Raw genomic sequence first — 22,462 nt, forward strand, 5'->3', positions numbered from 1 at the left:
CCCGCCTAGCGAGACCGTCATGGCTGCCACCCCAGAGAATGCGGCACCTTTGAAGCCGCTGCACGGCACCCCGCTGGTGCTGCTGACCATCGCCGTCGCGTTCAGCACCTTCATGGAGGTGCTGGACATGACCATCGTCAACGTCTCCGTGCCGCATATCGCCGGCAGCCTGGCGGTAAGCCCCAACGAAGGCACCTGGACGATCAGTTCCTACTCGCTGGCGAGCGCGATCATGCAGCCCCTTACCGGTTGGATCGCACGCCGCTTCGGTGAAGTGCGCACCTTCGTGACGTCGGTGGTGCTGTTCGTGTTGTTCTCCATGTTGTGCGGCATGGCCACCACCATGCCGATGCTGGTGTTTGCCCGCCTGATGCAAGGTGCCGGGTCCGGCCCGATGGTGGCGCTTTCGCTGACCTTGTTGCTGTCAAGCTACCCGAAAGAAAAACAAGGCATCGCACTGGCGATGTGGGCGATGACGGTGGTGATCGCACCGATTTTCGGGCCCATTCTGGGCGGCTGGATCACCGACAACTTTTCGTGGCCGTGGATCTTCTACATCAACGCGCCGGTGGGCGTGCTGGCCGCCATCATCACCTGGAGCCTGCTGCACAAGCGCGAAACCAAGACGGTGAAAGCGCCGATCGACGTGGTTGGCCTGGTGCTGCTGGTGGCGGGCGTAGGCTCGCTGCAGTTCATGCTGGACAACGGCAACGACCACGACTGGTTCAATTCCACATTGATCCTGGTGCTGGGACTGATCGCTCTGGTGTGCCTCACCTTCCTGGTGGTGTGGGAAATCCACGCCAAGCATCCGGTGATCGACCTGTCGCTGTTCAAGAAGCGCAACTTCACTGCGGGCGTGATCAGCCTTTCGATGGGCATGTTCGCCTTCTTCGGCCTCAACGTGGTGTTTCCGCTGTGGCTGCAGACCACGCTGGGCTACACCGCGACCTGGGCCGGTCTGGCCGCGGCGCCTGGCGGCGTGCTGGCGTTTCTGTTTTCGCCGCTGGTCGGCCGCAACATGCATAGGATCGACCTGCGCATCCTGGTGACGCTGGCATTCATCATCTTCGCGGGCACGTCGTATTGGTTCTCCACCTTCGACAGCTCTGCGTCCTTCGCCACGCTGATCGTGCCGCGCTTCGTGATGGGCCTGGCGATCCCCTGCTTCTTCATTCCGCTGAACCAGATCTACCTCTCCGGCCTGCCTGCGGCCGAGATCGCCAGCGCATCCGGTCTTTCCAACTTTTTCCGCACCCTGGGATCGAGCGTCTCCACCGCCGTGATGGTGACCTTGTGGCAGCACCGCGGCATCTACCACCACGCCACCCTGACCGAGTACGTGAACAAGGGCGATCCGGCCTCGGCCCACTTTCTGCAGAACCTGTCTCACGTGGGCCTGAGCGCCGCCCAGCAATTGGGCTACATCAATCAGATCGTGGACAGGGAGGGGTACACCCTGGCGGTCAACGACATCTTCTACGGGTGTGCCATCCTGTTCGTGATCCTGGTGCCCGTGCTCTGGCTTGCCCGACCGCCCTTCGGGAGCACCGGCGGCGGTGCCATGGGGCATTGACCTACACCCATTGCTGCACCCTGGGGTGCAGCATAAAAGCAAGGGCCTGACTGGTGCGGCGCAATACCTTCTGCTAGTTTGTGTCGCATGGCACAAACAAATCGCATCATCAAGAAGTATCCGAACCGTCGGCTCTACGACACGGAGATCTCCAGCTACATCACGCTGGAAGAGGTCCGTCAGCTGGTTCTGGATGGTGAGCACTTCGAGGTCCGTGACGCCAAGTCCGGCGAGGACCTGACCCGCTCCGTGCTGCTTCAGATCATCTCCGAGCACGAGGAGAAGGGTCAGCCGATGCTGTCACCCCAGCTGCTGAGCCAGATCATTCGTTTCTACGGTGACTCCCTGCAGGGATTCATGGGGCCGTACCTGGAACGCAGCCTGCAAGTCTTCCTCGACCAGCAGCAGCAGTTCCGCACCCAGCTCAACAGCCTGATGGGGCAAACCCCCTGGTCGCTTTTGAACGAGCTGACGGAACGCAACATGGACGCCTGGAAGTCGATGCAGCGCGGGTTCCTCGATGTCGCGTCACAGTCGTCGCAGGCCAACCCCGCTCCGGGCCAGCCCGGACGTCCCGGTACGAAGAAACCCTGATCCGTCTGGTCCGGTTCCCGCTGCAGCACAGCACGTGCTGCCGCGCGGCATGCGCTGAGGGAATTACGTGATGACTTCGTCAACATCCAGCGCACGTGTCGCTATTGTTACAGGCGGTATCGGCGGTATCGGCACCGAAATCTGCATGCGGCTCGCGGAAGCCGGACGCGCGGTGATTGCCGTCGACCTGGCCACGCGTGGCGAACGCATTGAGGCGTTCCGCGAAAAGACGGCGTCCTATAACGGCGCCATCCGCTTCGAGCCCTGCGATGTCAGCGACTTCAAGGCATGCGGCGGCCTCATCGAATACGTCGAGCGCGGCATCGGCCATGCCGACATCCTGGTGAACGCCGCAGGCATCACGCGCGACACCAGCTTGCGCAAGATGGACCCGCAGCAATGGCACGAGCTGATGCGCGTGAACCTCGACGGCGTGTTCAACATGTGCCGGCACGTGGTCGAAGGCATGACCACGCGCCATTTCGGTCGCATCGTCAACCTGAGTTCGGTCAACGGACAGACTGGCCAGTTTGGGCAGACCAACTATTCCGCAGCAAAGGCTGGTGTCCACGGATTCAGCATGGCGCTGGCGCGCGAAACGGCGCGCAAGGGTGTCACCGTCAACACCGTTTCGCCGGGTTATTGCGACACCCCCATGGTCGCCGCCGTGCCGGACGAGGTTCGACAACAGATCATTTCCGATATTCCCGTGGGACGCCTCGGGACTCCAGCCGACATCGCGCGTGCCGTCATCTTTCTCACTGCCGATGACGCCAGCTACATCACCGGCGCCAACCTGCCGGTGAACGGCGGCTATTTCATGAGTTTCTAGGCGAGCGCCGCCGTCGCAGCGACGGGTGAACGCGTCGCTGGTGCGCCCTGTCCACCCTGTCGTACTTGCGGGAATCGCCCAGTTGCGGAACAGTGTTGCGCTACCTCCCACGAGACGCAGCATGACACGGCAATCCATCACCTTGATCGGCGGCGGCTTGGTAGGCGCATTGATGGCGCAGTTGCTGGCCAAGCGCGGATTTGCCGTGGAGGTTTTCGAAAAACGTCCTGATCCGCGGCGATTCGGTTTCGTGGGCGGCCGCTCGATCAATCTCGCACTCGCGGAACGCGGGCTCCAGGCACTGCGCACCGCAGGGCTTGCCGACGATGTGATGGAACGCGCGGTGATGATGCGCGGTCGCATGGTGCATCCGCTCGAAGGCGCCTCCGGTCTGCAGCGATACGGTGTGGACGACAGCGAGGTGATCTGGTCGGTATCGCGCGGCGCCTTGAACATGCTTTTGCTCGATGCCGCGGAAGCAGCTGGTGTGACACTGCACTTTGGACAATCCCTGGCTTCCGCCGATTTCGACGCGCGACGCATCGCGCTTGTCGACGAAAACGGTACGCAACGCCATCACGATGCATCCGTGCTTATCGGAGCCGATGGCGCGGGTTCCGCGCTTCGCGCGGCGATGGACGAATATTCCCCGATAGGCGCACGCGTCGAATCCCTGGGGCACGGCTACAAGGAACTGGAAATTCCGCCTCGCGCAGGTGCAGAACGTTTCGCCATCGAGCCGCACGCACTGCACATCTGGCCGCGTGGCGGGTACATGTGCATCGCGCTACCCAACACCGAAGGCAGCTTCACGGTCACGCTGTTCCTGCCCGCGCACGGGCCTCACCCCAGTTTCGATACGCTGCCGGACTCGTCGGCCGCGGCTGCATTCTTCCGTGAAGACTTCCCGGACCTGCTGCCGCAGATTCCGCGCTTCGCGGAGGATTACGACAGCCATCCCGTCGGCACACTCTCCACGCTTTATCTCGACCGCTGGCATATCGACGGACGTGCGCTGCTGATCGGCGATGCCGCACACGCCATCGTTCCGTTCCACGGCCAGGGCATGAACTGCGGCTTCGAAGACACGGTGGTGCTGGCGGATCTCCTGGCCGAGTCCGGCCGCGACACCGCCGATGCCTTCGCCGAATTCCAGCGCATTCGCCAACCCAACGCCAACGCGATTGCAGCGATGGCGCTGGAGAACTACATCGAGATGCGCGATTCAGTGGCCGATCCGTACTACCTCGCCAAGCGCGAACTGGGCGCACGACTCGCCGAACGCGCGCCGAAGCACTTCATGGCGCGCTACCGCATGGTGACCTTCACCCATCTGCCCTACGCCTACGCCTACGAGCGTGGCCGTGCGCAGGATCAACTGCTCGAACAATTGCTGCGCGGTTCCACCCATGCCAACGATGTATCGCTGGACGCCGCCATCGCCACGCTGGAAGCCACCCTTCCCCCGCTCCCGAAACTAAGGGCGTAAAGTCATCCCATGGACAGCACGCTGATTACCCACTACCGGACCACCGATTACCGAGTGCGATTGCTGCAAGGCGGATGGGCCAGCATCCGCATCGACAAGGTCTTGCCGGCTGCGCTGCAAGCGCTGACGGGAGGCCGTGGCTGGGCCTTCATCACGGCCTGGAATCCTCAATCGCAGCTGCTGCCGCGCTCCCTCAATCATGCTGCCCAGATAGCTCTGCTGGCGGCGTTGCGGGGCCTGCGGCGGACGCTCTACATCCGTCCAGGGCTGGGCGCGGGCCAGAGTTGGCGCGAGCCCAGCTTTTTCGTGATCGGCCCGGAACTTGAGGAGATCGATGAACTGGCGCAGCAATTTCACCAGAACGCCTACATCCACGGGCTGGGCACCGGCGCAGCACGACTGCGCCTCGCCAGTGACAGGCCGCCGCATGGACAAGCCGGATGAGCATTCCCGACAATGCCGGCGATGACCTCCGAGCCCTCCGCCACGCCGCTGCTTGAAGCACGAGCCCTCAGCTTCCACCGCCAGGACGAACCCGTGTTCGGCCCGCTGGATTTCCGTCTCGATGCGGGCGAACTCACCCTGATCGAAGGCGACAACGGCAGCGGGAAAACCACGCTGATGCGCATCCTCACCGGTTTGCTGCGCCCGGAGGAAGGCGAGCTCTACTGGCGCGGCCAGCCGCTGACGTGGGATCGCTGCAGCGGCGAGGTTCTGTTTCTGGGTCATCAGCTCGGATTGAAGACCGAGCTCAGCGCACGCGAAAACCTGCGCTTCGCCATCGGCCTGCACGGTCACCGCGAACATAGCGATATCGACAACGCGTTGACGCGCGTGGGTCTGGCCGGCTTCGGCGACGAGCCTGTGCGAAAGCTCTCCGCAGGCCAGAAAAAGCGTGTCGCGCTGGCGCGCTTGCTGTTGGTTCCCGCCGCGCTGTGGCTGCTGGACGAGCCCTACGCCAATCTGGACCGCACCGGGATCGAGCTGGTCAACGGCCTGCTGGAGGCGCATATCGCGCACGGCGGCGCGGCCCTGGTCACCAGCCACGGTGCCGTGCAGTTCCACGGCGGCGAGCCGCAACGGATCCGTCTGCATGGCTGATCTGCGACGTCCCGGACTGGGTCACGCCTGCATCGCCGTCCTGCGCCGCGACCTGACCCTGGCCTGGCGCCAGCGCGGCGACATGGTCTTGCCCGTGCTGTATGCGTTGATCGTCACCTCGCTGTTCCCGTTCGCACTGGGTCCCGAAGATGCCTTGCTGCGCCGGATCGCCGCCGGCGTGGTGCTGGTAACTGTTCTGCTGGCGATGCTGCTGGCACTGGACGCGATGTTCCGCAGCGACATCGAGGACGGCTCGCTGGAACAGTTGATGCTGGCCCCGCAGCCGCTCGCGCTGATGCTGGGCATGAAGATCCTGGCGCACTGGGTGGCCACGGCGGTTCCGTTGATCGTGATCGCACCGCTGCTGGCCGGCATGCTGCACCTGCCTGCGCCGGTCATGCCGGTGTTGCTGCTGGCGCTGCTGCTGGCGACGCCGCTGCTCAGCCTGCTGGGCGGGATACTGGTCGCGCTAACGGCCGGGACGCGGCGCTCTGGTATGCTCCTAGCCTTGATGCTGCTGCCGCTATGCGTGCCGGTGGTGATCTTCGCCGCCGGGGCCCTGGCAGCCGCCCAAGAGGGGTTGCCGTGGGCTGCCCCCATTGCATGGCTGGGTGCAGCGCTTGCCCTGGCTGTGGTGCTGGCGCCGTTGGCCTGCGCTGCCGCACTTCGTATCGCGTTGGACTCGTAGATCGCCTATGGCCCATTGGATTCCCCTGTGGTTGCACAAGTTGAGTTCTCCGCCGGTGTTCTACGGCTTCGCCGGCAAGCTGCGTCCATGGGCGATCGCGCTGGCCTTGGTTCTCGGCCTCGTCGCGCTTTACGGCGGACTGGTGCTGGCGCCACCGGATTACCAGCAGGGTGACGACTACCGCATCATCTTCATCCACGTCCCATGTGCCTGGATGAGTCTTTTCATCTACGGCGTGATGGGCATCGCCGCCTTCATCGCACTGGTGTGGCGCATCAAGCTGGCTGAAGTGGTGGCGATGGCATCCGCACCGATCGGCGCGTCGTTCACCTTCATCACGCTGGTCACCGGTTCGCTGTGGGGCGAGCGCATGTGGGGCACCTGGTGGACGTGGGATGCGCGACTCACGTCGGAACTGGTGCTGCTGTTCCTGTATCTGGGCGTGATCGCGCTCTACCACTCGTTTGAAGATCGCCGCCAGGGCGCGCGCACGGCGGCGTTCCTTGCGCTGATCGGCATCGTCAACGTACCGATCGTGCATTTCTCGGTGAACTGGTGGAACACGTTGCACCAGGGCTCGACCATCCGCCTGCTCGGCCCCTCGTCGATCTCGCCATCGATGATCTGGCCGCTGTTGACGATGATGATTGCCACCAAGCTTTATTACATCGCCAGCCTCTTCGGCCGTGCGCGCGTGGATCTCCTTTCGCTGGAAAGCGGAAAGGATTGGGTGCGGCAGATCGCCGAAAACGAGGTGCGTCGATGAGCGCAGGTTCGCTGCAATCCTTCTTCGCCATGGGCGGTTACGCCGCCTATGTCTGGCCGGCCTACGGCGTGTTCTTCATCGTGCTGTTGATCGACTGGCTGGCACCGCAGCTTCGCCGCCGCCGCCTGCTGCGCGAACTGCGCGAACGCATGGCACGACAGGACGCGCGCAAGGAGCGCGCAAACCGAAACTCCGCGACCGCAACCTAGCGGCGGCCGCCTGGCACTCATTTCTTATGAATCCGACACGTCAACGCCGACTCACCATCGTCATTGCCATACTGATTGCCGTGATCGTGGCGTCGGCGCTGGTGGTGTATGCGCTGCAGCAGAACATGAACTACCTGTTTACGCCGTCGCAGGTGCAGGCAGGCGAAGCGACCAGCTACAAGACCTTTCGCCTCGGCGGCATGGTCAAGGCAGGTTCGATTCAGCGCAGCAACGATTCGCTGCGGGTCACCTTCACCGTTGTCGATGCCAGCGGCGTGATGCCGGTCGAATACAACGGCATCCTGCCGGACCTGTTCCGCGAAAACCAATCTGTCATCGCCACCGGACATATGGATGGCGCTCGCTTTGTCGCCACTGAAGTGCTTGCCAAACACGATGAAACCTACATGCCCAAAGAGCTGAAAGACGCCATGGCGAAGGCTCACCAGGGCAAGCACATCGACGAGTCGGCAAGCCAGGACAAGTCATCGCTATGACACCCGAACTCGGCCAACTGGCACTTATCCTCGCCTTGCTGCTGGCGATCGCGCAGAGCGTGCTTCCGATGGTGGGCGCATGGCGCGGCAATCGCGCGCTGATGGCCGTCGCGCGCCCTGCCGCGAGTGGACAGGCGGTTTTTGTGGCGTTGGCTTTTGCGATTCTCGTTTGGGCATTCCTGCACTTCGATTTCTCGGTGCAGTACGTCGCCGACAATTCCAATCTGCAACTGCCCTGGTATTACCGCATTGCCGCGGTATGGGGCGCGCACGAAGGGTCGATGCTGTTATGGGTATTGATCCTCAATGTCTGGACCGTGGCGCTCGCACTGTTCAGCCGACGACTGCCGGACGTCTTTCTTGCGCGCGTATTGGCCGTGCTCGGCATTATTTCCGTGGGGTTTCTTTCGTTCATCCTGTTCACCTCCAATCCGTTCGGCCGCCTGTTGCCGATGCCGCCGGACGGCGCCGATCTCAATCCGGTGCTGCAGGATCCGGGCATGACCTTCCACCCGCCCGTGCTGTACATGGGCTACGTGGGCTTCTCGGTGGCGTTCGCGTTTTCCATCGCGGCCTTGCTGGGCGGCTCGATGGAACAGGCGTGGGTGCGTTGGGCGCGTCCATGGACCAATGCCGCGTGGGGCTTTCTGTCCTGCGGCATCGTGGCCGGCAGCTGGTGGGCGTATGCCGAACTCGGCTGGGGCGGCTGGTGGTTCTGGGATCCGGTGGAAAACGCGAGCTTCATGCCGTGGCTGGTCGGCGTGGCGTTGATCCATGCGCAAGCCGTCACTGAAAAACGCGGATCGCTGCGTGCCTGGACGATTTTGCTTTCGCTGTTTGCGTTCTCGCTGTCGTTGCTGGGCACGTTCCTGGTGCGCTCGGGCATCCTTACGTCGGTGCATGCGTTCGCATCCGATCCGCGACGCGGCACCTTCATCCTGTGCTTCCTCGCCGTCATCGTGGGCGGATCGCTGCTTCTTTATGCGCTGCGCGCACCGAAAGTGGCGGGCGGAAAGGCCTTTGCATTGGTGTCGCGCGAAAGCGCCATCCTGATCGGCAACCTGATGTTCACCGTCGCAGCGTCAATGGTCATGCTCGGCACGCTGTTTCCGCTGCTTGGTGATGCGCTGAACCTCGGCAAGGTTTCGGTGGGACCGCCCTACTTCGGCCTGCTGTTCCCGCTGTTGATGCTGCCGGTGGTGCTGTTGCTGCCGTTCGGGCCTTATTTGCGCTGGGGTAAAAGCGACACGCCCGTACTCAAGCAGGTGCTTGCGCGCACCGGTATCGCAGCGGTCGCCTGCGCTGTGCTTGCGGCATTTTTCGTGCAGGGACAGCTCAAGGCGATAGCAGGCGTCGCCTGCGCGGTGTGGGTCGGCGTGGGTGTGGCGCTTTATGTGATCAAGCGCTGGCGGGAAATGCCTCGCGGGCGCCGTTATCCGGCCGAGATGACCGGCATGCTATTGGCCCACGTTGGCGTCGCGATTTTCCTCATCGGGGTGCTGCTCTCCGAATCGCTGAGCGTCACGCGCGATGTGCGCATGACGCCTGGACAGGTTGCCGTCGTAGGCGGTTACGAATTCCGTTTCGACGGCGTCACGCAAACCACTGGCCCCAACTGGCAGGCGGAGCAAGGCGTCGTCACGGTGACACGCAACGGCGCGCCCGTGGCGGTGATGCATCCGCAGAAACGCACGTATACGCACGAGCAGGTTCAGACGGAATCGGCCGTCGATCCGGGAATCACGCGCGATCTCTACGTGGCCCTGGGCGAGCCGATGGATCCGAACCACATCGAAGGCGCCTGGGCGCTGCGCCTGTATACGAAACCCTTTATCCGCTGGATCTGGGCTGGCGGCCTGTTGATGATGCTGGGCGGATTCGTCAGCGCCGGGGATCGCCGTTTCCGCGTGAAACGCGAAGCCGAAGCTGCACAGACGGTCACCACGACGATGCAGGAATCGCAGGCATGAGCCGGCTGCTGCCCTTCATCGGCTTCATGCTGCTGGCCTGTCTGCTTGGCTTCGGCATCTGGTGGAACAGCTCACATGATCCCACGGCGGTGCCATCGCCGCTCATCAACAAGCCCGCACCCACGTTTGCCCTACCCAAGCTGGACAATCCCACGCAACTGGTCAGCAAGGATTCGATGCTGGGCAAACCCTATCTGGTCAATGTCTTCGCCAGTTGGTGTTTCGCCTGCGGCGAGGAACATCCCGTGTTGATGGCGGAATCCAAAACATTGGGCATTCCAGTGATCGGCTACGACTACAAGGACGAGCCCGCCGATGCCAAAGCGTGGCTCGCGCAGCATGGCAATCCCTACGACATGGTGATTGCCGATCAATCCGGCCACACCGCGATCGATTTCGGCGTGTACGGCGCGCCGGAAACCTTCCTGATCGATGGCAAGGGCGTCATTCGCTACAAGCGCATCGGTCCGCTCACGCCGGATGTCATTGCACGACAACTGATGCCTGCCATCGCTGCCCTGCAAAAGGAAGCACCGTGATGGGCAAGGTGTTTCGCACCTGGATATGGCTGACGCTGGTTGCAATAAGCGGCCTGGCGGCGGCGCAAGCGATCGACCCGCTGCCGTTCCGCGATCATGCCGAGGAGCTGCGTTTTCAGCATCTCACCAGCGAACTGCGCTGCCTGGTCTGCCAGGACGAAGATCTCGCCGACTCGAACGCCGATTTCGCGCGCGACCTGCGCCATAAAGTGTTCGAGCTGATGCAGCAAGGCAAGAGCGATGCGCAGATCAAGCAGTATCTGGTCGACCGCTACTCCGATTTCGTGCTTTACGATCCGCCGGTCAACACGCATACCTGGCTGCTCTGGTTTGGGCCGCTGTTGATTCTGATCGCCGGCGGCGCGGTGGTCGGCTACACCATCCGCAAGCGCAGCCACACGGGCACGCCCGCCGCACCGACCGACAATGGGGACGATTGGTGAAGTTTGCTTTCTACATCGCCGCCGCAGTGATGATCGCTGTGGCGTTGGCATTGCTGCTGATTCCGCTACTTCGCAACGGCCGCCAATCGGGCCAGCCGCGAGGCGTGTTCGCGCTGATGCTTTTCATCGTGCTGGTCGTTCCGGCCGGCACCGCCCTCCTGTACCTGCGAGTGGGCGCGCCTTCGACACTGAGTGGCGTCGCCACGCAGACGCAGACGGCAACGGACATCAACAAAGCACTGGATGAGTTGCGCGCTCACCTGGCCAGCAATCCCAAGGATGTGCAAGGCTGGATGCTGCTCGCGCAGGCCGAGACGGAAATGCAGCACATGGGTGAGGCGCGCGATGCGTTCGATCACATATTGCAGCTAACCCCGAACGATACAACGGCGATGGTGGGCTGGGCCGAAGCCGATTCAGCCGCACGACCGGACCACCGCATCGAAGGGCGTGCACGCGATCTGCTGGAACAGGCGGTAAAACTGGAACCGGACAATCAGCGCGGATTGTGGTTGCTCGGCATCAGCGATTTTCAGGAAGGCCGCTTTGCCGATGCAGCGGCCACGTGGCGCGTACTGCAGCCGCAACTGCAACCCGGCTCGAGCGTGGCACAGGCGGTCGCACAGCAGATCGCACTGGCCGATGCACGCGCTGGCGGCTCCCCCGCCTCGGCTTCAAGCGCGAGCTCTTCGTCCCCTGCACGGCCTCAAGGTCCGGCCTTGCAAATCAAAGTGGCCATCGCACCTGCACTGAAAGCAAAGCTTGCCGCCGGCGACACGCTGTTCGTCTACGCACGCGCCGAAAAGGGTCCGCCCATGCCGCTTGCCGTGGCTCGACTCGATGCAAGCCAACTGCCGGCCACCGTCACCCTCACCGACTCCATGGGCATGATGCCGTCGATGAAGCTGTCTTCGGTTCCACGTGTTTTCGTGGGTGCGCGCATCAGTCATAGTGGCGAGGCCGTGGCCCAGGCGGGCGACCTGGAAGGTAATGCCGGCGTGGTGGCGGTCAACGCCAAGACGCCCGTCAGCATACTCATCGACAAAGTGCACGACTAAGGAATGGTAATGAGCGATGCGCGCCAGTACTTCAAGCTGCCTTCGCCTTTCGCGATGAAGCGCGGCGGCGCGTTGCACGGCGCGCACGTCGCTTACGAAACCTGGGGCACCCTGAACGCGGCACGCGACAACGCCGTACTGATACTCACCGGACTTTCTCCCAGCGCACACGCGGCCGCCAATGCGCAGGACCCATCGCCGGGCTGGTGGGAAGAGATGCTTGGACCCGGCAAAGCCATCGATACCCGGCGCTGGTTCGTCATCTGCGTGAATTCCCTCGGCAGCGACAAAGGCTCTACCTGCCCTGCCTCGACCGATCCGGCGACGGGCGAACCGTATCGCCTCAGCTTTCCCGATCTTTCGCTGGAAGATGTCGCCAACGCCGCGCACGGCGTGGTCACGCACCTTGGTATCGACAGCCTGGCGTGCCTGATCGGTTGCTCCATGGGCGGCATGAGCGCGCTGGCGTACATGCTGCTGCATCCTGGCAGCGTGTGCGCGCATATCAGTGTCGATACCGCGCCGCAGGCACAGCCGTTCGCGATTGCCATACGCTCGCTGCAGCGCGAAGCGATCCGGCTCGATCCGCACTGGAACGAAGGCCGTTACGACGCCGAGCACTATCCGGATATCGGCATGAGCATCGCGCGCAAGCTCGGCGTGATCACGTATCGCTCGGCCATGGAATGGAACGGCCGCTTTGCGCGCATCCGGCTCGAAGCCGAGCAGCGCGAAGAGCAGCCATTCGGCTTCGAATTCCAGGTGGAGTCGTATCTTGAAGGCCACGCGCGACGCTTCGTGCGCACCTTCGATCCCAACAGCTACCTCTATCTTTCCCGTGCCAGCGACTGGTTCGATATTGCCGAATACGGCCACGGCAACGTGATGGAAGGCTTGAAGCGCATACGCATCGAACAAGCCATGGTGATCGGCGTGAGCACCGACATCCTGTTTCCGCTCGAACAGCAGGAGCAGATCGCGGAAGGGTTGGAAGCGGCAGGCGCCAAGGTGGAATTCGTCGCGCTCGACTCGCCGCAAGGACACGATGCGTTTCTCGTCGACATCGAAAACTACAGCCGCGCCATTGGTGGATTCCTGGCGCAGCTGTAACGCATCGCGACGCCGCTGGTGCTGTTACAGCGCGATCGGCTCGAACCCTGCGAACAGCGCCTCCGCTTCAGGCAGCTCACGCAGCGGCACGTAATCGCAGACGTTGGCGAAACGCTCCCACAACTCCACCACGCGCGGACTCGAATGCGCCGCCTCGATCCCGCCATCCTGCCATTCGAAGACCTCGACGATCGTGCCGTCCTTGGCCCGCATGGCCTGTGCGGGCCGATCCGTCATCAGGCCCAGCGTACGCAGGCAAGGCGCATGCTCGCGGACCAGATCCTCCAGCTTGTCCTCACACCCCGGCTTGGGCCGGTAAGCTACAATCACCATCACACCCATGGACTCCCCCTCCGGGCTTGATCAGGCATAGATCATACGAAGGCTAGCAGAGAGGCCTTATCCAGGCTTCAGCCAGTTTGTTCTTCCATAAGGGTTGTCTGCAGACCCGGATCCATCCGAGACCGCCATGCTCACTACGGAATTTCCCGGCTGTCAAAAGCTGATCCACGCGATCGATGAAGCCGTCACCAAAGGCTCCACACCCGCTATCACCGACAGCCTGCGCAATAGCCTTTGCAAGCTGATCCGCAGCAAGGAAATCGCCCTGCCCGATTGCGTGTTCGAAACCGCCGAGAACCGCTACGCCCGCCGCGAGCTCTACCACAGCGACGAATACGGTTATTGCGTGGTGGCCATGACCTGGGGCCCTGGCCAAGGCACCCCCATCCACGACCACTGTGGCATGTGGTGTGTCGAAGGTGTGTGGAGCGGCGCGCTGGAAGTGGTGCAGTACGAGCGCATGGCCGACGAAGGCGATCTGTGCCGATTCCAGGCGGTGGGCTCCATCCAGGCAGGCCCCGGCTCGGCCGGCAGCCTGATTCCGCCGCACGAGTACCACACCATCCGCAACCCCAGCGACGACACCGTGGCGGTGAGCCTGCACGTCTATTCGGGCAACATGACTCACTGCGCCGTGTTCCAGCCCAAGGGCCAGGACGAGCGCTACGAGCGCTCGGACCGCCAGCTGAGTCTCGACCCGGTCCATTGAACACGGCATAATAGGCGTTCGTTCCCTGCCGGTGTGGCGGAATGGTAGACGCGGTGGACTCAAAATCCACTGGCAGCGATGTCGTGTAGGTTCGAGTCCTATCACCGGTACCAACGTGAAAACCCGCGCAAAGCGGGTTTTTCTTTGCCCTGGGCATTCACGTCCGTTCCACATTGTCGATAGCGGCGAACCGCGCGGCCTTTCGGTCGTCGAAAGCATGTCGCTCGAGCAAAACCATCGCCGTGGTCCGGAATCGCGTACACGCGTTACTGCTATTCGATATGTAATAAGGTAGTGCCGTGCCACTCAGGGGACAGTGACGACTCCATGATGCCGCTGCTCGCAATCGGTTTCGTCCTTTTGCATGCAATGTCCATCCTGCTGCTGCCAGGGCACGCCATGGCGGCATCGTATGTGTTCCTGGTGGTTGCACCCTTGCTCGCCTGCGCCTTCGCCGTAAGGCGAGGGCTGATGATGGGGCTGGCTCCCGCCCAGGGATGGAGCCTGGCCGCGCTGAGCATGTTGCTCTGGACGCTGGGCATGGCCAGCAGCCTTTATCAGGATCTTTTCCTCAGCAACAGCAACCTCGCTCCTGGCGAAACGATGTTGCTTTACATCCTTTACGGCGTACCCATCTCCTACGCGGTGGCTATCGTCGGGGTGGAAAGCCGCTCGCATATCCAGCGGGGTATCGACGCCGTGCTGGCTGCATTGCTGGGTTATCTCTACTTCGTCCTGATGTTTTCCTGGACGACCTTGCAGGGCGTATCGAGCCAGCAATCGGCGCAGATGATTGCTTACATGTTCGACGTGGAAAACGCCTTTCTGGCCGTCATGACGACAGTCCGCTTCTTCGCCGCCGATGCACCACGGCAACGCCATCTGTTTGCCGCCATGGCATCGTTTACCTGGCTCTACGGCATCAGCTCGGCCTACTACAACCACCATGTCGCCCTGGATATCTCGCCGAACATCGGCACCCTTTACGACGTGATGGTCGACGTGCCGTTCCTGGTTTTCATCCTCATGGCATGGCGCATGCCATCGCGGATTCCGCTCACGCTCAATCCACCTTTAGGTCTGGTGCGTTTCGTGCGCATCGGCAGTCCTTTGTTGCTGGCGCTGTCCGTCTTGGCCATCGCACTGCTTGTGCTGCGTCAGCGGTTCGCCCTCGGCGTTGCGGGCGTGGTGATCGCTGTGATCGGCTACGGTCTTCGCAGCATCCTCAGTCAGGTTCGGCAGATCGAGACGGCAGACAGGCTGCGCAGCGATCACACGATGCTTGCCGAACTCGCCCTGCATGACGGTCTGACCGGCTTACTGAACCGACGCGCCTTCGAAGAGGCCATCGGGCGTGAATGGCGCCAGGCCCTTCGGACGCAGCAAGCCGTGTCGCTGCTGCTGATCGACGTCGACATGTTCAAGCAATACAACGATCGTTATGGACACCTCGCCGGCGATGCCTGCCTGCGTGATGTGGCGGCGATACTCACGCAGGCCGTGCAGCGACCCATGGACTTGCTTGCCCGCTATGGCGGCGAGGAATTCGTGCTGATTCTTCCATCGACGCCGCTGGCAGGCGCGAAGGAGGTTGCCGATCGTCTTTGCAAGCTGGTGCGGCAACTCAATCTGCCTCACGACGACAGCCCGATTCAACGCATCACGGTCAGCATCGGCGCGGCGAGCATCGTGCCTACGCACGACGCGTTGCCGGATGCATTGATAGCCTCGGCCGATCGCGCGCTCTACGAAGCCAAGCGCAAAGGGCGCAACCGCTTCGAATTGGCCACGTAAACGATCGACGCTGCAAGCCTGCCCGCCCCTCTCACTTACGAACCATCAGCATTCAGAAACATGCTTCCGTGTTCGGTGAAGTAAATGGTCGAGCGGCGACTCACACGTAACTGACTGGCCGTATCTACCGAGGCTGCCAGTGCCGGCGCCATCTCATGGACATCGATCACCCGGTTGGCATGACGCCTTTGCTTTCCTGCAAAGCGCATGCGGTTGTAGAAAGCCCAGGCACCCAGGGAAAGCGCGCACACGCACGCCACGCCTAACACCAGGTCGAAGTTTTCGACCGCCTGGAACGGATGACCCAGTCCAAGCTTGATGTAGATGTCCTGCAGACCCAGCAGCCACGCGATCAGCGTGAGCAGAGGCAGCCACAACGATACCCAGAACGTCCAGGCAATCATGGTGATGAGCGCAAAGGTTGCGCGTTGCAGTGGTTTCTGCCGCTCTGGGCGGTTGATGATGAGCGGTTCGGCTTTCATCGGACACCTCTGTCAGGACTGACCCATACAGCGCGCGTGCCTTTGCGTTTCAGCAGCGCCTTGGGGAACGCCACGATGGACGTGGTGGTGGTGATCATCCAGTAAGCGATCGGATACCAGATCATCCAGAAGTAGTTGCGGCCAATGCGCTTTTCGTAGCGCCTGTCGATCAACAGGCTGACCAGGAATTGCAGCATGCACACGACGCCGAGCACGACGCCGTTCCATTGCGCGAACAGTGTCGGCACCCGCATCGATGGAGGCATTTCGACGACCTGACCGAGCAGCCAAAGCAGCACGATGACAGCCATGTCGAGCGACCAGATCAGGCTTACCACGTATTCAATCGCCACCAGCCACATGCGACGCTGACGCCAGGACAGCAGCTTCGACCAGTAACGCAACAGCACTTCCGAGCCGCCCTGTGCCCAGCGCAGCCGCTGCTTCCACAGGCCGCGCAGTGTTTCGGGCATGAGAATCCAGCACAAGGCGTTGGGTTCGTAGCGAATCTCCCAGTGCCGCATCTGCAGGCGCCAGCTGACGTCGATATCTTCGGTCACCATGTCGGTATTCCAGTAACCGACATCGTGCAGCGCGACCTTGCGGAACGCTGCTATCACGCCCGACACGGTGAAGATGCGCCCATAGACGCGTTGTGCGCGCTTGATCAACCCGATGATCGAGGAGAACTCGCCGACCTGCAGCTTGCCCAGCAAGGTCGAGCGATTGCGGATGCGCGGATTGCCCGTGACGGCACCGACGCGCGCACTGCCAAGCAGGTGCACCATCAGCCAATGCGTCGCGTAGCGATCGAGTACCGCATCGCCGTCGACACAGACGAGATATTCCCCTTTCGCCGCCAGCGTCGCCGCGCGCAGACCCATCGCCTTGCCTTGGTTGCTGGACAGATGCAACACGCGAAGCTGCGGGTACTCCTTCATCAGTTGATCGAGCTGCTCGCCGGTGTCGTCCTTCGAACCATCGTTGACCGCGATGATTTCGAAATCGGGCCAGGTTTGTTCCGCAAGGTGCGCAATGGTTTCACGCACCTGCAGGCCTTCGTTGTGGCACGGCACGATCAGCGACACCATCGGATACGACGGCAGCGCCGGCGGCTTCAGGCGCGACGGCTCCGTGCGCTCCCAGCGAAGGAAATAGATAAGCCCCCCGGTCATCCAGATCAGCGACATCGCCAACGGATAGAAGAAGGCAAAATCAAGCAAGGTATGAATGAAGCCAGCGTTCATCGTGATGGCTCCGGATAAGGGTAATCGGCGATCGAGATAGACGTCCGGACGCGCTCCAGTTGCGGTTGGTTCTTGATGAAATCGTCGGGGTAGTACCCGATGTGCCGCACGCCGGATGCCTGGAGCAATCGGATGCGATCGCTCAGTTGAGTTTCGCTGATGGGTTGGTCGTTCCGCCAGTCGTGCGTGGCGAGCTCGAACAGCGTGTGATCCAACGCATGCGGAACGGACGCTACGCGCTGCACCAGATGGCGATACCAGGCGGACGTATCGTCTTGCTTGTCCAGTTGCGGCATCGCCATCACGGCGGTCATGTCGTAACCGGCCAGGAACGCTGGAAGGCTTTGCGCGAACCATGCTTCCGATGCGGGATCGACAATCGGGCGCGTGTAGATATTGCGCACCGTCTTTACCTGCGGGCGCCAGACGCGCACGCGATCGGCAAGTTCGTGGGTGAAATCGATCAGCGCCTGGGTTTTCTGCGCCGGCGTCATTCCCGACCACGGGCCGAGATGGTCGGTATCGCGCAGATAAGCGTCATCGGAGAACAGCAAGCCTGCCTCGTCGGCATGCATGGCGAGATCTTCGTAGACGTCGCCGATCCATTGACGCACGCGCGGATCCCACGGAGCGAGCCGGTAATGATCGCCGCCGGGCTTGGGTTCGCCGGCGAGGGACGGAAGGTTCGGCGCATCCGCAAAGCGGAAGGCCATCACCGGCATCCATGCATACACGCGCACACCGGCACGGGTACGCAGCTGCCATGCCACGCGCGAGAACAAGTCCGCACGCATCGGCAGATGGCGATTGGGGAAGTACACCGATTCGGCGACGCCGTCGCCTTTGGGATCGGCGTAGGCCTGCAACCATACTTCGGTGGGTTGCATGCGTTTGATGCGATCGAGCAGCTGAGACAGATTGCGTTCCTGCTGTGCGGGATCGGCGTCGTAGACATAGTCCAGATCGACCTGCACAGCGCGCACGGCATCGATACGCGACTGATGACGCATCAGCCAGCCCAGACGATCGGGGTTGATGTTGCCGCTGACCAGCAGGCGCGGGATGGTGCTATCGATCTGCACGCTGGGCAGCGAGTCGTCCAGGCTGAAGGACAACGTCAGACCTTCACTCGCTGCCATCTGCACCGCAATCGTGTTGTATGCGCCGTAAGGCCAGACAATCGCACGTGGCCGGTGTCCGGTTTCCTTTTCAATTTCGTCGATGCTGTGACGCAGATCGTCGCGCAGGCGTTGGGTGTATGCCTCTTTCGTTTCATACGTGCCGGACGCCTTGTTGTAACGCAACGTCACTACCGCGGGCATTTCATTGCCCTGCGGATTGCCCGGTATACCCATGTGCAGCTGCCAGGTGTGCGAGGCAAACTCCACCAATCCGGACTTCTGGATCTCCCGCACCTGATCCCAGGTCAGGAAGCAATCGCGTGTGCATTGCCTGCCGTTGTAGGCCATGCTCTGGCCCTTCGGCATGTCCATCCAAGAGCCAACCAGCGCCGCGACGGCCGGATAGTTGTAAGCCCGCAGCAACGGATATACGCGCGTGTAGAAACTTTCCAGGCCATCGTCGAAGGTCAGCAGGACGGCGTGATCGGGCAATGCGGGGCCGCCTTGCGATGCATTCACCACGTCTTCAAGGCTTACGACGTGATAGCCGTTGGCTTTCAGCCAGTCGAAATGCGCGATCAGATGATCGGTGTTGGTCGCATCCGAATCGCGATCGCCTTGCGCGCCCACGTCATCGCGTACGTCGTGATACGTGAGCACGATGAACGCAGGTTTTGATGGCGCCTTGGTTTGCGCGTACGCAAGATGCGCGACCGCGAGCAAGATCAAGGTGAGGAGTATGCGGCGCATCGTCACTCTCCCCAATGCATCGTGAGGTCGAGCACGAGACGCGATTCGTGCCTGCCGTCGTAAGGTTGGTAATGCCAGCCCAATCCCCAGCCAAAACGCAGGCCGGCCTTCGGCTGGAAAACTTGTCCGTAGCGCGCGCTGACCATCAGGCCCGTCGCATAGTGGCGCTCGGCGTATTGGCCTACGGAGAGATCGAGACGCTCTGTCCAGCTGCGCTCGTCGTATTGGCTTAGCACGTTCTGCAAGGTGCTGGTGAGCGCGTAGGAGCGATCTTCGGACGGATTGAAATAGGGACGATCGGTTTCGCTGTTATGCGAACCGCCGATCTCCACGCCACCGTCCCAGGTGAAATTAGCGCCGGTATGCAAACGCTGGATGACGTTCGCCAACCAGCCTTGGCGCAAATTGCCGTCGCTGAACCGGTCGCGATACACCGCCAGACGCGCCGATGTCAGTTCGCTGGCACGCCATTGCACAGCGGTGCTGAAGGTGTTGCCGGTGATGCCGTAATACTGCGCACGCAATGGCACATCGTTGCCCGCGCTGCTCCAGTCCGTCGACCATGACCAGTGATCGCTGATGGACCAGTTGAAGCCGGTTTCGACTGCGGTGCGATGCACGAAGCGGTCCGCGGACGGAAGCGCCTGCAGATAGAACTCGATGCCATGGAAGTAACCCTGCAAGCCCAGACCCGCGCGTTCGCGCGCGACGTTGCCTTCCGGCAGCGCGGCGGTGGCGTATTGGGCGAGTGTAAGTACGCGCCAGTGATCGCCGATCAACGGACTGGCCAGCGTGGCCTGCGTTTCCTGGTCGCGATCGCCAAAGTCGGGGCTGTTGCCGCGACCATTGTCGTGAGTGAGATCGAACTGCCAGCCGGTTTCGCGATCCCAGGCTGCCTGCGCGTCCTGTACGCGGCCGCTGCGTCCGGCTTCCTGCTGTGCCTGCGCGAGGTCCGCTTGCGTCGCCGCGTAGTCGTACAGCGTACGATGCGCTTCGGCCTGATCCAGCGCCGCGTTCGCGTCGCGTTCGTCGACCGTATCGGCAATCTTCAAGGTATCCAGCGCACGGCGCGGCCAGCCGCGAGCCAGCTCGGCCATCGCCAGATCGCGTCGGATATCGGCATTGCCCGGCGCTTCGGCACACAGCGCCGCGAGGCGCTTGTATGCATCCTCCAGCAATCCTTCGTCCTGGTGGACCGTTGCGGCATTGATATCCGCATCGACCTTTCGCTGATTCTGCGTGTTGCCGCGGACATTGCGCAGATGCAGCCAGCGCGGCTCGCTGGCTGCATCTGCGTCGATGGTTTTCAGTGCATCGCGCGTGCGGCCGGCGGCCAAATAGGCCGAGGCCAGACCGATACGCGGATCGGTTTCGCTGGGATCGTAAGGGCCCGGGTCGCGGCGAATGCTGTCTTCATACAATGCGATCGCTTCGCTTGGCCGATGCTTCTGCATCATGGCATCGGCAACCGCCTGCTCTGCGTAGGACGGCAGTTGCACGCCTTCTTTCTTCATCGACTCGTAAAGGGCGAGCACCTCTCCAGCCCGATCGGCCTGATCGAGCACGGTGAGCATGTCCAGGCGCGCGCGCAGACGAATATCGGCAGGCGCACTGGGATCGTTGGCCAGACGCGCGATATCGGCAGCAGCCTTGTCGGCTTCCTGATAAGGGTGATGCGCGTCGGCGGGCTCGCCACGAGCCCAGCGAACTTCGTGAGCGTCATAGTCGGCGCGCACCCGCATGCGGGCGGATGGATCCGGCAGTGCCGACACCAGCTCTTCGGCACGAGCCGATGCTCCGAGTTCCGCCAGCAACTGCACGTTGAGCTGGCGCGCGTCCTGGTTGTCCGGCCAGCGCGCCAGCACATCCTGACAATGGGCGAGCGCATCCACGCGTTGTCCTGCCGCCCGCTCGGTGCGTGCCAGGGCCAGGAGGGTCGCCGGGTCGGTGGCGGCCGGGGCCGTTGCCTGCCCCCAAGCGCATTCGCTGACGCCATAGAGCGACAACAGCACGCACAGGGCCGTTTTCGCCCGATGCAGGTACGCCGTGTGCCTTGTTGTTTTTTCTATGGACATGCGTGGACCTGCACTACCTAATGCATTCGTTCGTCTGCGGTATTTCCCCCGCGCAGGGCATGGGTGACTCGGCCAGGGCCGTCCTTGCACCACCCGATGTCTGCGCTGTTCGCCAAAACTTACGCAAGAACCAGGCCATATGTGATGCGGATCACATTTCTTAAGGTGCCCGGCCTGGCGACCTGGCTACAGCCTCACGAAAACCTCGATTCGTGGCGCCCGCAGGTGTGCGGTGGCGCTTACCGACCATCCTTCCAACGTTCGTTTTATCCGGCCGGGCACCGGGGAACCGGCCGAGAGTGACTAGCCATGATCGTCCGAGTGCCCGTACACGTCCTATTGCGACCAAGAGCGCACGATCGCAAAGGGTCGGCTCTGCAAATCTATCGATGGCCCACCGGGTAAGCTTTCAGAAGATTCCTATTCGCCAGACCCGCAGGGATGGCGGCGGCCGCCAGTTGGGCGCGTAGAGCGAGGGGTGCTGGACGGAGGGAACGACGCCGCTCGCGCCCGCCGTGATGAAGCGTCGACGCCTCAGGGCGTTTTGTCCGGCGCCGGGTGACGCAAGCCGAACAGGATCAGCAGCACGGCCCCCACGCAGATGCCGCAATCGGCCACATTGAAGGTGGGGTAATACCAATCACGGTAGTAAACCTGGATGAAGTCCGTGACCTGCGAGGCATGCAGGCGATCGACGAGGTTGCCCAGCGCGCCCCCGATCACCAGGGCCAGCGGCAGTGCCGTGCGCCATTCGCGGCGGGCCGTACGGGCCAGCCAGACCACCAGCGCAAGACTGATCGCCACCGCCAGCACCACGAAAAACCAGCGTTGCCAGCCACTGCCCTCGGCGAGAAAGCTGAAGGCAGCGCCGGTATTGAACGCCAGCGTCCAGTTGAGAAAGCCCGGAATCACCGGATGCGGCATGCCGGCGGGCTGCAGCGCGGACAGCGCCCAGATCTTGGTGAGCTGGTCGAGTGCGATCAACAGCACGGAAACCAGCAGCCAGGGCAGCGCGTTGGGTTGGGTGATCGAGCGATTCATGAGTACGTAGCCATGTGAGTGTTGCCGCG

At 62.4% G+C, this 22,462-nt stretch carries 23 protein-coding genes and 1 tRNA gene; 18 read left to right on the forward strand and 6 right to left on the reverse strand.

Going from position 1 to position 22,462, the window contains the following annotated elements; translation table 11 throughout:
• Nucleotides 1-19 precede the first annotated feature (19 nt).
• From DWU99_RS04805 to metX, 15 genes are all read left to right on the forward strand, one after another.
• Nucleotides 20-1,576 carry a DHA2 family efflux MFS transporter permease subunit gene (locus DWU99_RS04805; protein ID WP_115476825.1) on the forward strand — a complete coding sequence of 519 codons (1,557 nt, stop codon included), beginning with the start codon at nt 20-22 and terminating at the stop codon, nt 1,574-1,576.
• A gap of 87 nt (nt 1,577-1,663) precedes the next feature.
• The gene (gene phaR, locus DWU99_RS04810; RefSeq protein ID WP_115476826.1) at nt 1,664-2,170 is read left to right on the forward strand and encodes a polyhydroxyalkanoate synthesis repressor PhaR; all 507 of its coding nucleotides are present in this window, start codon (nt 1,664-1,666) and stop codon (nt 2,168-2,170) included.
• 70 nt (nt 2,171-2,240) lie between these two features.
• The gene (gene phbB / locus DWU99_RS04815; protein WP_115476827.1) at nt 2,241-3,002 is read left to right on the forward strand and encodes an acetoacetyl-CoA reductase; all 762 of its coding nucleotides are present in this window, start codon (nt 2,241-2,243) and stop codon (nt 3,000-3,002) included.
• A gap of 121 nt (nt 3,003-3,123) precedes the next feature.
• Complete coding sequence (locus DWU99_RS04820) at nt 3,124-4,491, forward strand: FAD-dependent oxidoreductase (RefSeq protein ID WP_115476828.1); 1,368 nt, start codon at nt 3,124-3,126, stop codon at nt 4,489-4,491.
• Nucleotides 4,492-4,500: 9 nt separating this feature from the next.
• Nucleotides 4,501-4,935 (forward strand): DUF3293 domain-containing protein, encoded by a 435-nt coding sequence (locus DWU99_RS04825; protein WP_115476829.1) that lies wholly within the window; start codon nt 4,501-4,503, stop codon nt 4,933-4,935.
• Nucleotides 4,936-4,956: 21 nt separating this feature from the next.
• The gene (gene ccmA / locus DWU99_RS04830; RefSeq protein WP_115477191.1) at nt 4,957-5,592 is read left to right on the forward strand and encodes a cytochrome c biogenesis heme-transporting ATPase CcmA; all 636 of its coding nucleotides are present in this window, start codon (nt 4,957-4,959) and stop codon (nt 5,590-5,592) included.
• Entirely contained in the window at nt 5,585-6,280 is a 696-nt protein-coding gene (gene ccmB, locus DWU99_RS04835; RefSeq protein WP_115476830.1) for a heme exporter protein CcmB, read from the forward strand. Before ccmA ends, ccmB begins: the two co-directional genes overlap by 8 nt.
• A gap of 7 nt (nt 6,281-6,287) precedes the next feature.
• Nucleotides 6,288-7,046, forward strand: coding sequence for a heme ABC transporter permease (locus tag DWU99_RS04840; RefSeq protein ID WP_115476831.1), 759 nt, complete (start codon nt 6,288-6,290; stop codon nt 7,044-7,046).
• A complete protein-coding gene (gene ccmD / locus DWU99_RS04845) occupies nt 7,043-7,255 on the forward strand; it encodes a heme exporter protein CcmD (protein ID WP_115476832.1) in 213 nt (70 codons plus the stop codon). Before DWU99_RS04840 ends, ccmD begins: the two co-directional genes overlap by 4 nt.
• Before the next feature lie 26 nt (nt 7,256-7,281).
• Complete coding sequence (ccmE, locus tag DWU99_RS04850) at nt 7,282-7,752, forward strand: cytochrome c maturation protein CcmE (protein ID WP_115476833.1); 471 nt, start codon at nt 7,282-7,284, stop codon at nt 7,750-7,752.
• Nucleotides 7,749-9,722: a heme lyase CcmF/NrfE family subunit gene (locus tag DWU99_RS04855; protein WP_115476834.1), complete on the forward strand. Its 1,974-nt coding sequence runs from the start codon at nt 7,749-7,751 to the stop codon at nt 9,720-9,722. The genes ccmE and DWU99_RS04855 overlap by 4 nt, the downstream gene beginning before the upstream one ends.
• Entirely contained in the window at nt 9,719-10,261 is a 543-nt protein-coding gene (locus DWU99_RS04860; protein ID WP_115476835.1) for a DsbE family thiol:disulfide interchange protein, read from the forward strand. Before DWU99_RS04855 ends, DWU99_RS04860 begins: the two co-directional genes overlap by 4 nt.
• The gene (locus tag DWU99_RS04865) at nt 10,261-10,704 is read left to right on the forward strand and encodes a cytochrome c-type biogenesis protein (RefSeq protein ID WP_115476836.1); all 444 of its coding nucleotides are present in this window, start codon (nt 10,261-10,263) and stop codon (nt 10,702-10,704) included. Before DWU99_RS04860 ends, DWU99_RS04865 begins: the two co-directional genes overlap by 1 nt.
• Nucleotides 10,701-11,762 (forward strand): tetratricopeptide repeat protein, encoded by a 1,062-nt coding sequence (locus DWU99_RS04870; protein ID WP_115476837.1) that lies wholly within the window; start codon nt 10,701-10,703, stop codon nt 11,760-11,762. Before DWU99_RS04865 ends, DWU99_RS04870 begins: the two co-directional genes overlap by 4 nt.
• 9 nt (nt 11,763-11,771) lie before the next feature.
• Nucleotides 11,772-12,872 carry a homoserine O-acetyltransferase MetX gene (gene metX / locus DWU99_RS04875; protein WP_115476838.1) on the forward strand — a complete coding sequence of 367 codons (1,101 nt, stop codon included), beginning with the start codon at nt 11,772-11,774 and terminating at the stop codon, nt 12,870-12,872.
• Between the two features lie 24 nt (nt 12,873-12,896).
• Here metX and DWU99_RS04880 read toward each other — a convergent pair whose 3' ends face one another.
• Nucleotides 12,897-13,214 (reverse strand): hypothetical protein, encoded by a 318-nt coding sequence (locus tag DWU99_RS04880; RefSeq protein WP_115476839.1) that lies wholly within the window; start codon nt 13,212-13,214, stop codon nt 12,897-12,899.
• A 127-nt stretch (nt 13,215-13,341) separates the two neighbouring features.
• On the opposite strand from DWU99_RS04880, the gene DWU99_RS04885 reads away from it, so the two are divergent.
• The 3 genes from DWU99_RS04885 (at nt 13,342) to DWU99_RS04895 (ending at nt 15,717) form a co-directional block, all read left to right on the forward strand.
• Nucleotides 13,342-13,923 carry a cysteine dioxygenase family protein gene (locus DWU99_RS04885; RefSeq protein ID WP_115476840.1) on the forward strand — a complete coding sequence of 194 codons (582 nt, stop codon included), beginning with the start codon at nt 13,342-13,344 and terminating at the stop codon, nt 13,921-13,923.
• Nucleotides 13,924-13,950: 27 nt separating this feature from the next.
• Nucleotides 13,951-14,036: transfer RNA gene (locus DWU99_RS04890), tRNA-Leu, on the forward strand.
• 217 nt (nt 14,037-14,253) lie between these two features.
• Entirely contained in the window at nt 14,254-15,717 is a 1,464-nt protein-coding gene (locus DWU99_RS04895; protein ID WP_233510873.1) for a GGDEF domain-containing protein, read from the forward strand.
• A gap of 35 nt (nt 15,718-15,752) precedes the next feature.
• Here DWU99_RS04895 and pgaD read toward each other — a convergent pair whose 3' ends face one another.
• From pgaD to lspA, 5 genes are all read right to left on the reverse strand, one after another.
• Nucleotides 15,753-16,199 carry a poly-beta-1,6-N-acetyl-D-glucosamine biosynthesis protein PgaD gene (gene pgaD / locus DWU99_RS04900; RefSeq protein WP_115476842.1) on the reverse strand — a complete coding sequence of 149 codons (447 nt, stop codon included), beginning with the start codon at nt 16,197-16,199 and terminating at the stop codon, nt 15,753-15,755.
• On the reverse strand, nt 16,196-17,446 hold the full coding sequence (gene pgaC, locus DWU99_RS04905) for a poly-beta-1,6-N-acetyl-D-glucosamine synthase (RefSeq protein WP_115476843.1): 1,251 nt from the start codon (nt 17,444-17,446) through the stop codon (nt 16,196-16,198). The genes pgaD and pgaC overlap by 4 nt, the downstream gene beginning before the upstream one ends.
• Entirely contained in the window at nt 17,443-19,317 is a 1,875-nt protein-coding gene (gene pgaB / locus DWU99_RS04910; protein ID WP_115476844.1) for a poly-beta-1,6-N-acetyl-D-glucosamine N-deacetylase PgaB, read from the reverse strand. The genes pgaC and pgaB overlap by 4 nt, the downstream gene beginning before the upstream one ends.
• A gap of 2 nt (nt 19,318-19,319) precedes the next feature.
• A complete protein-coding gene (pgaA, locus tag DWU99_RS04915; RefSeq protein ID WP_115476845.1) occupies nt 19,320-21,392 on the reverse strand; it encodes a poly-beta-1,6 N-acetyl-D-glucosamine export porin PgaA in 2,073 nt (690 codons plus the stop codon).
• A 534-nt stretch (nt 21,393-21,926) separates the two neighbouring features.
• Nucleotides 21,927-22,433 carry a signal peptidase II gene (gene lspA / locus DWU99_RS04920; RefSeq protein ID WP_115476846.1) on the reverse strand — a complete coding sequence of 169 codons (507 nt, stop codon included), beginning with the start codon at nt 22,431-22,433 and terminating at the stop codon, nt 21,927-21,929.
• Nucleotides 22,434-22,462: the final 29 nt, after the last annotated feature.

This window comes from Dyella psychrodurans (assembly GCF_003363265.1).
GTDB lineage: Bacteria > Pseudomonadota > Gammaproteobacteria > Xanthomonadales > Rhodanobacteraceae > Dyella_B > Dyella_B psychrodurans.

Excerpts from the sequence above, each read along its gene's own strand:
- DWU99_RS04880 (WP_115476839.1), bottom strand. The coding sequence starts at position 13,214 with ATGGGTGTGATGGTGATTGTAGCTTACCGGCCCAAGCCGGGGTGTGAG.
- DWU99_RS04825 (WP_115476829.1), top strand. The coding sequence starts at position 4,501 with ATGGACAGCACGCTGATTACCCACTACCGGACCACCGATTACCGAGTG.
- DWU99_RS04805 (WP_115476825.1), top strand. The coding sequence starts at position 20 with ATGGCTGCCACCCCAGAGAATGCGGCACCTTTGAAGCCGCTGCACGGC.
- DWU99_RS04865 (WP_115476836.1), top strand. The coding sequence starts at position 10,261 with ATGGGCAAGGTGTTTCGCACCTGGATATGGCTGACGCTGGTTGCAATA.
- ccmD (WP_115476832.1), top strand. The coding sequence starts at position 7,043 with ATGAGCGCAGGTTCGCTGCAATCCTTCTTCGCCATGGGCGGTTACGCC.
- DWU99_RS04885 (WP_115476840.1), top strand. The coding sequence starts at position 13,342 with ATGCTCACTACGGAATTTCCCGGCTGTCAAAAGCTGATCCACGCGATC.
- phbB (WP_115476827.1), top strand. The coding sequence starts at position 2,241 with ATGACTTCGTCAACATCCAGCGCACGTGTCGCTATTGTTACAGGCGGT.
- pgaC (WP_115476843.1), bottom strand. The coding sequence starts at position 17,446 with ATGAACGCTGGCTTCATTCATACCTTGCTTGATTTTGCCTTCTTCTAT.
- DWU99_RS04820 (WP_115476828.1), top strand. The coding sequence starts at position 3,124 with ATGACACGGCAATCCATCACCTTGATCGGCGGCGGCTTGGTAGGCGCA.
- DWU99_RS04840 (WP_115476831.1), top strand. The coding sequence starts at position 6,288 with ATGGCCCATTGGATTCCCCTGTGGTTGCACAAGTTGAGTTCTCCGCCG.
- pgaD (WP_115476842.1), bottom strand. The coding sequence starts at position 16,199 with ATGAAAGCCGAACCGCTCATCATCAACCGCCCAGAGCGGCAGAAACCA.
- lspA (WP_115476846.1), bottom strand. The coding sequence starts at position 22,433 with ATGAATCGCTCGATCACCCAACCCAACGCGCTGCCCTGGCTGCTGGTT.
- pgaB (WP_115476844.1), bottom strand. The coding sequence starts at position 19,317 with ATGCGCCGCATACTCCTCACCTTGATCTTGCTCGCGGTCGCGCATCTT.
- ccmE (WP_115476833.1), top strand. The coding sequence starts at position 7,282 with ATGAATCCGACACGTCAACGCCGACTCACCATCGTCATTGCCATACTG.
- DWU99_RS04895 (WP_233510873.1), top strand. The coding sequence starts at position 14,254 with ATGCCGCTGCTCGCAATCGGTTTCGTCCTTTTGCATGCAATGTCCATC.
- pgaA (WP_115476845.1), bottom strand. The coding sequence starts at position 21,392 with ATGTCCATAGAAAAAACAACAAGGCACACGGCGTACCTGCATCGGGCG.
- metX (WP_115476838.1), top strand. The coding sequence starts at position 11,772 with ATGAGCGATGCGCGCCAGTACTTCAAGCTGCCTTCGCCTTTCGCGATG.
- ccmA (WP_115477191.1), top strand. The coding sequence starts at position 4,957 with ATGACCTCCGAGCCCTCCGCCACGCCGCTGCTTGAAGCACGAGCCCTC.
- DWU99_RS04855 (WP_115476834.1), top strand. The coding sequence starts at position 7,749 with ATGACACCCGAACTCGGCCAACTGGCACTTATCCTCGCCTTGCTGCTG.
- DWU99_RS04860 (WP_115476835.1), top strand. The coding sequence starts at position 9,719 with ATGAGCCGGCTGCTGCCCTTCATCGGCTTCATGCTGCTGGCCTGTCTG.
- ccmB (WP_115476830.1), top strand. The coding sequence starts at position 5,585 with ATGGCTGATCTGCGACGTCCCGGACTGGGTCACGCCTGCATCGCCGTC.
- phaR (WP_115476826.1), top strand. The coding sequence starts at position 1,664 with ATGGCACAAACAAATCGCATCATCAAGAAGTATCCGAACCGTCGGCTC.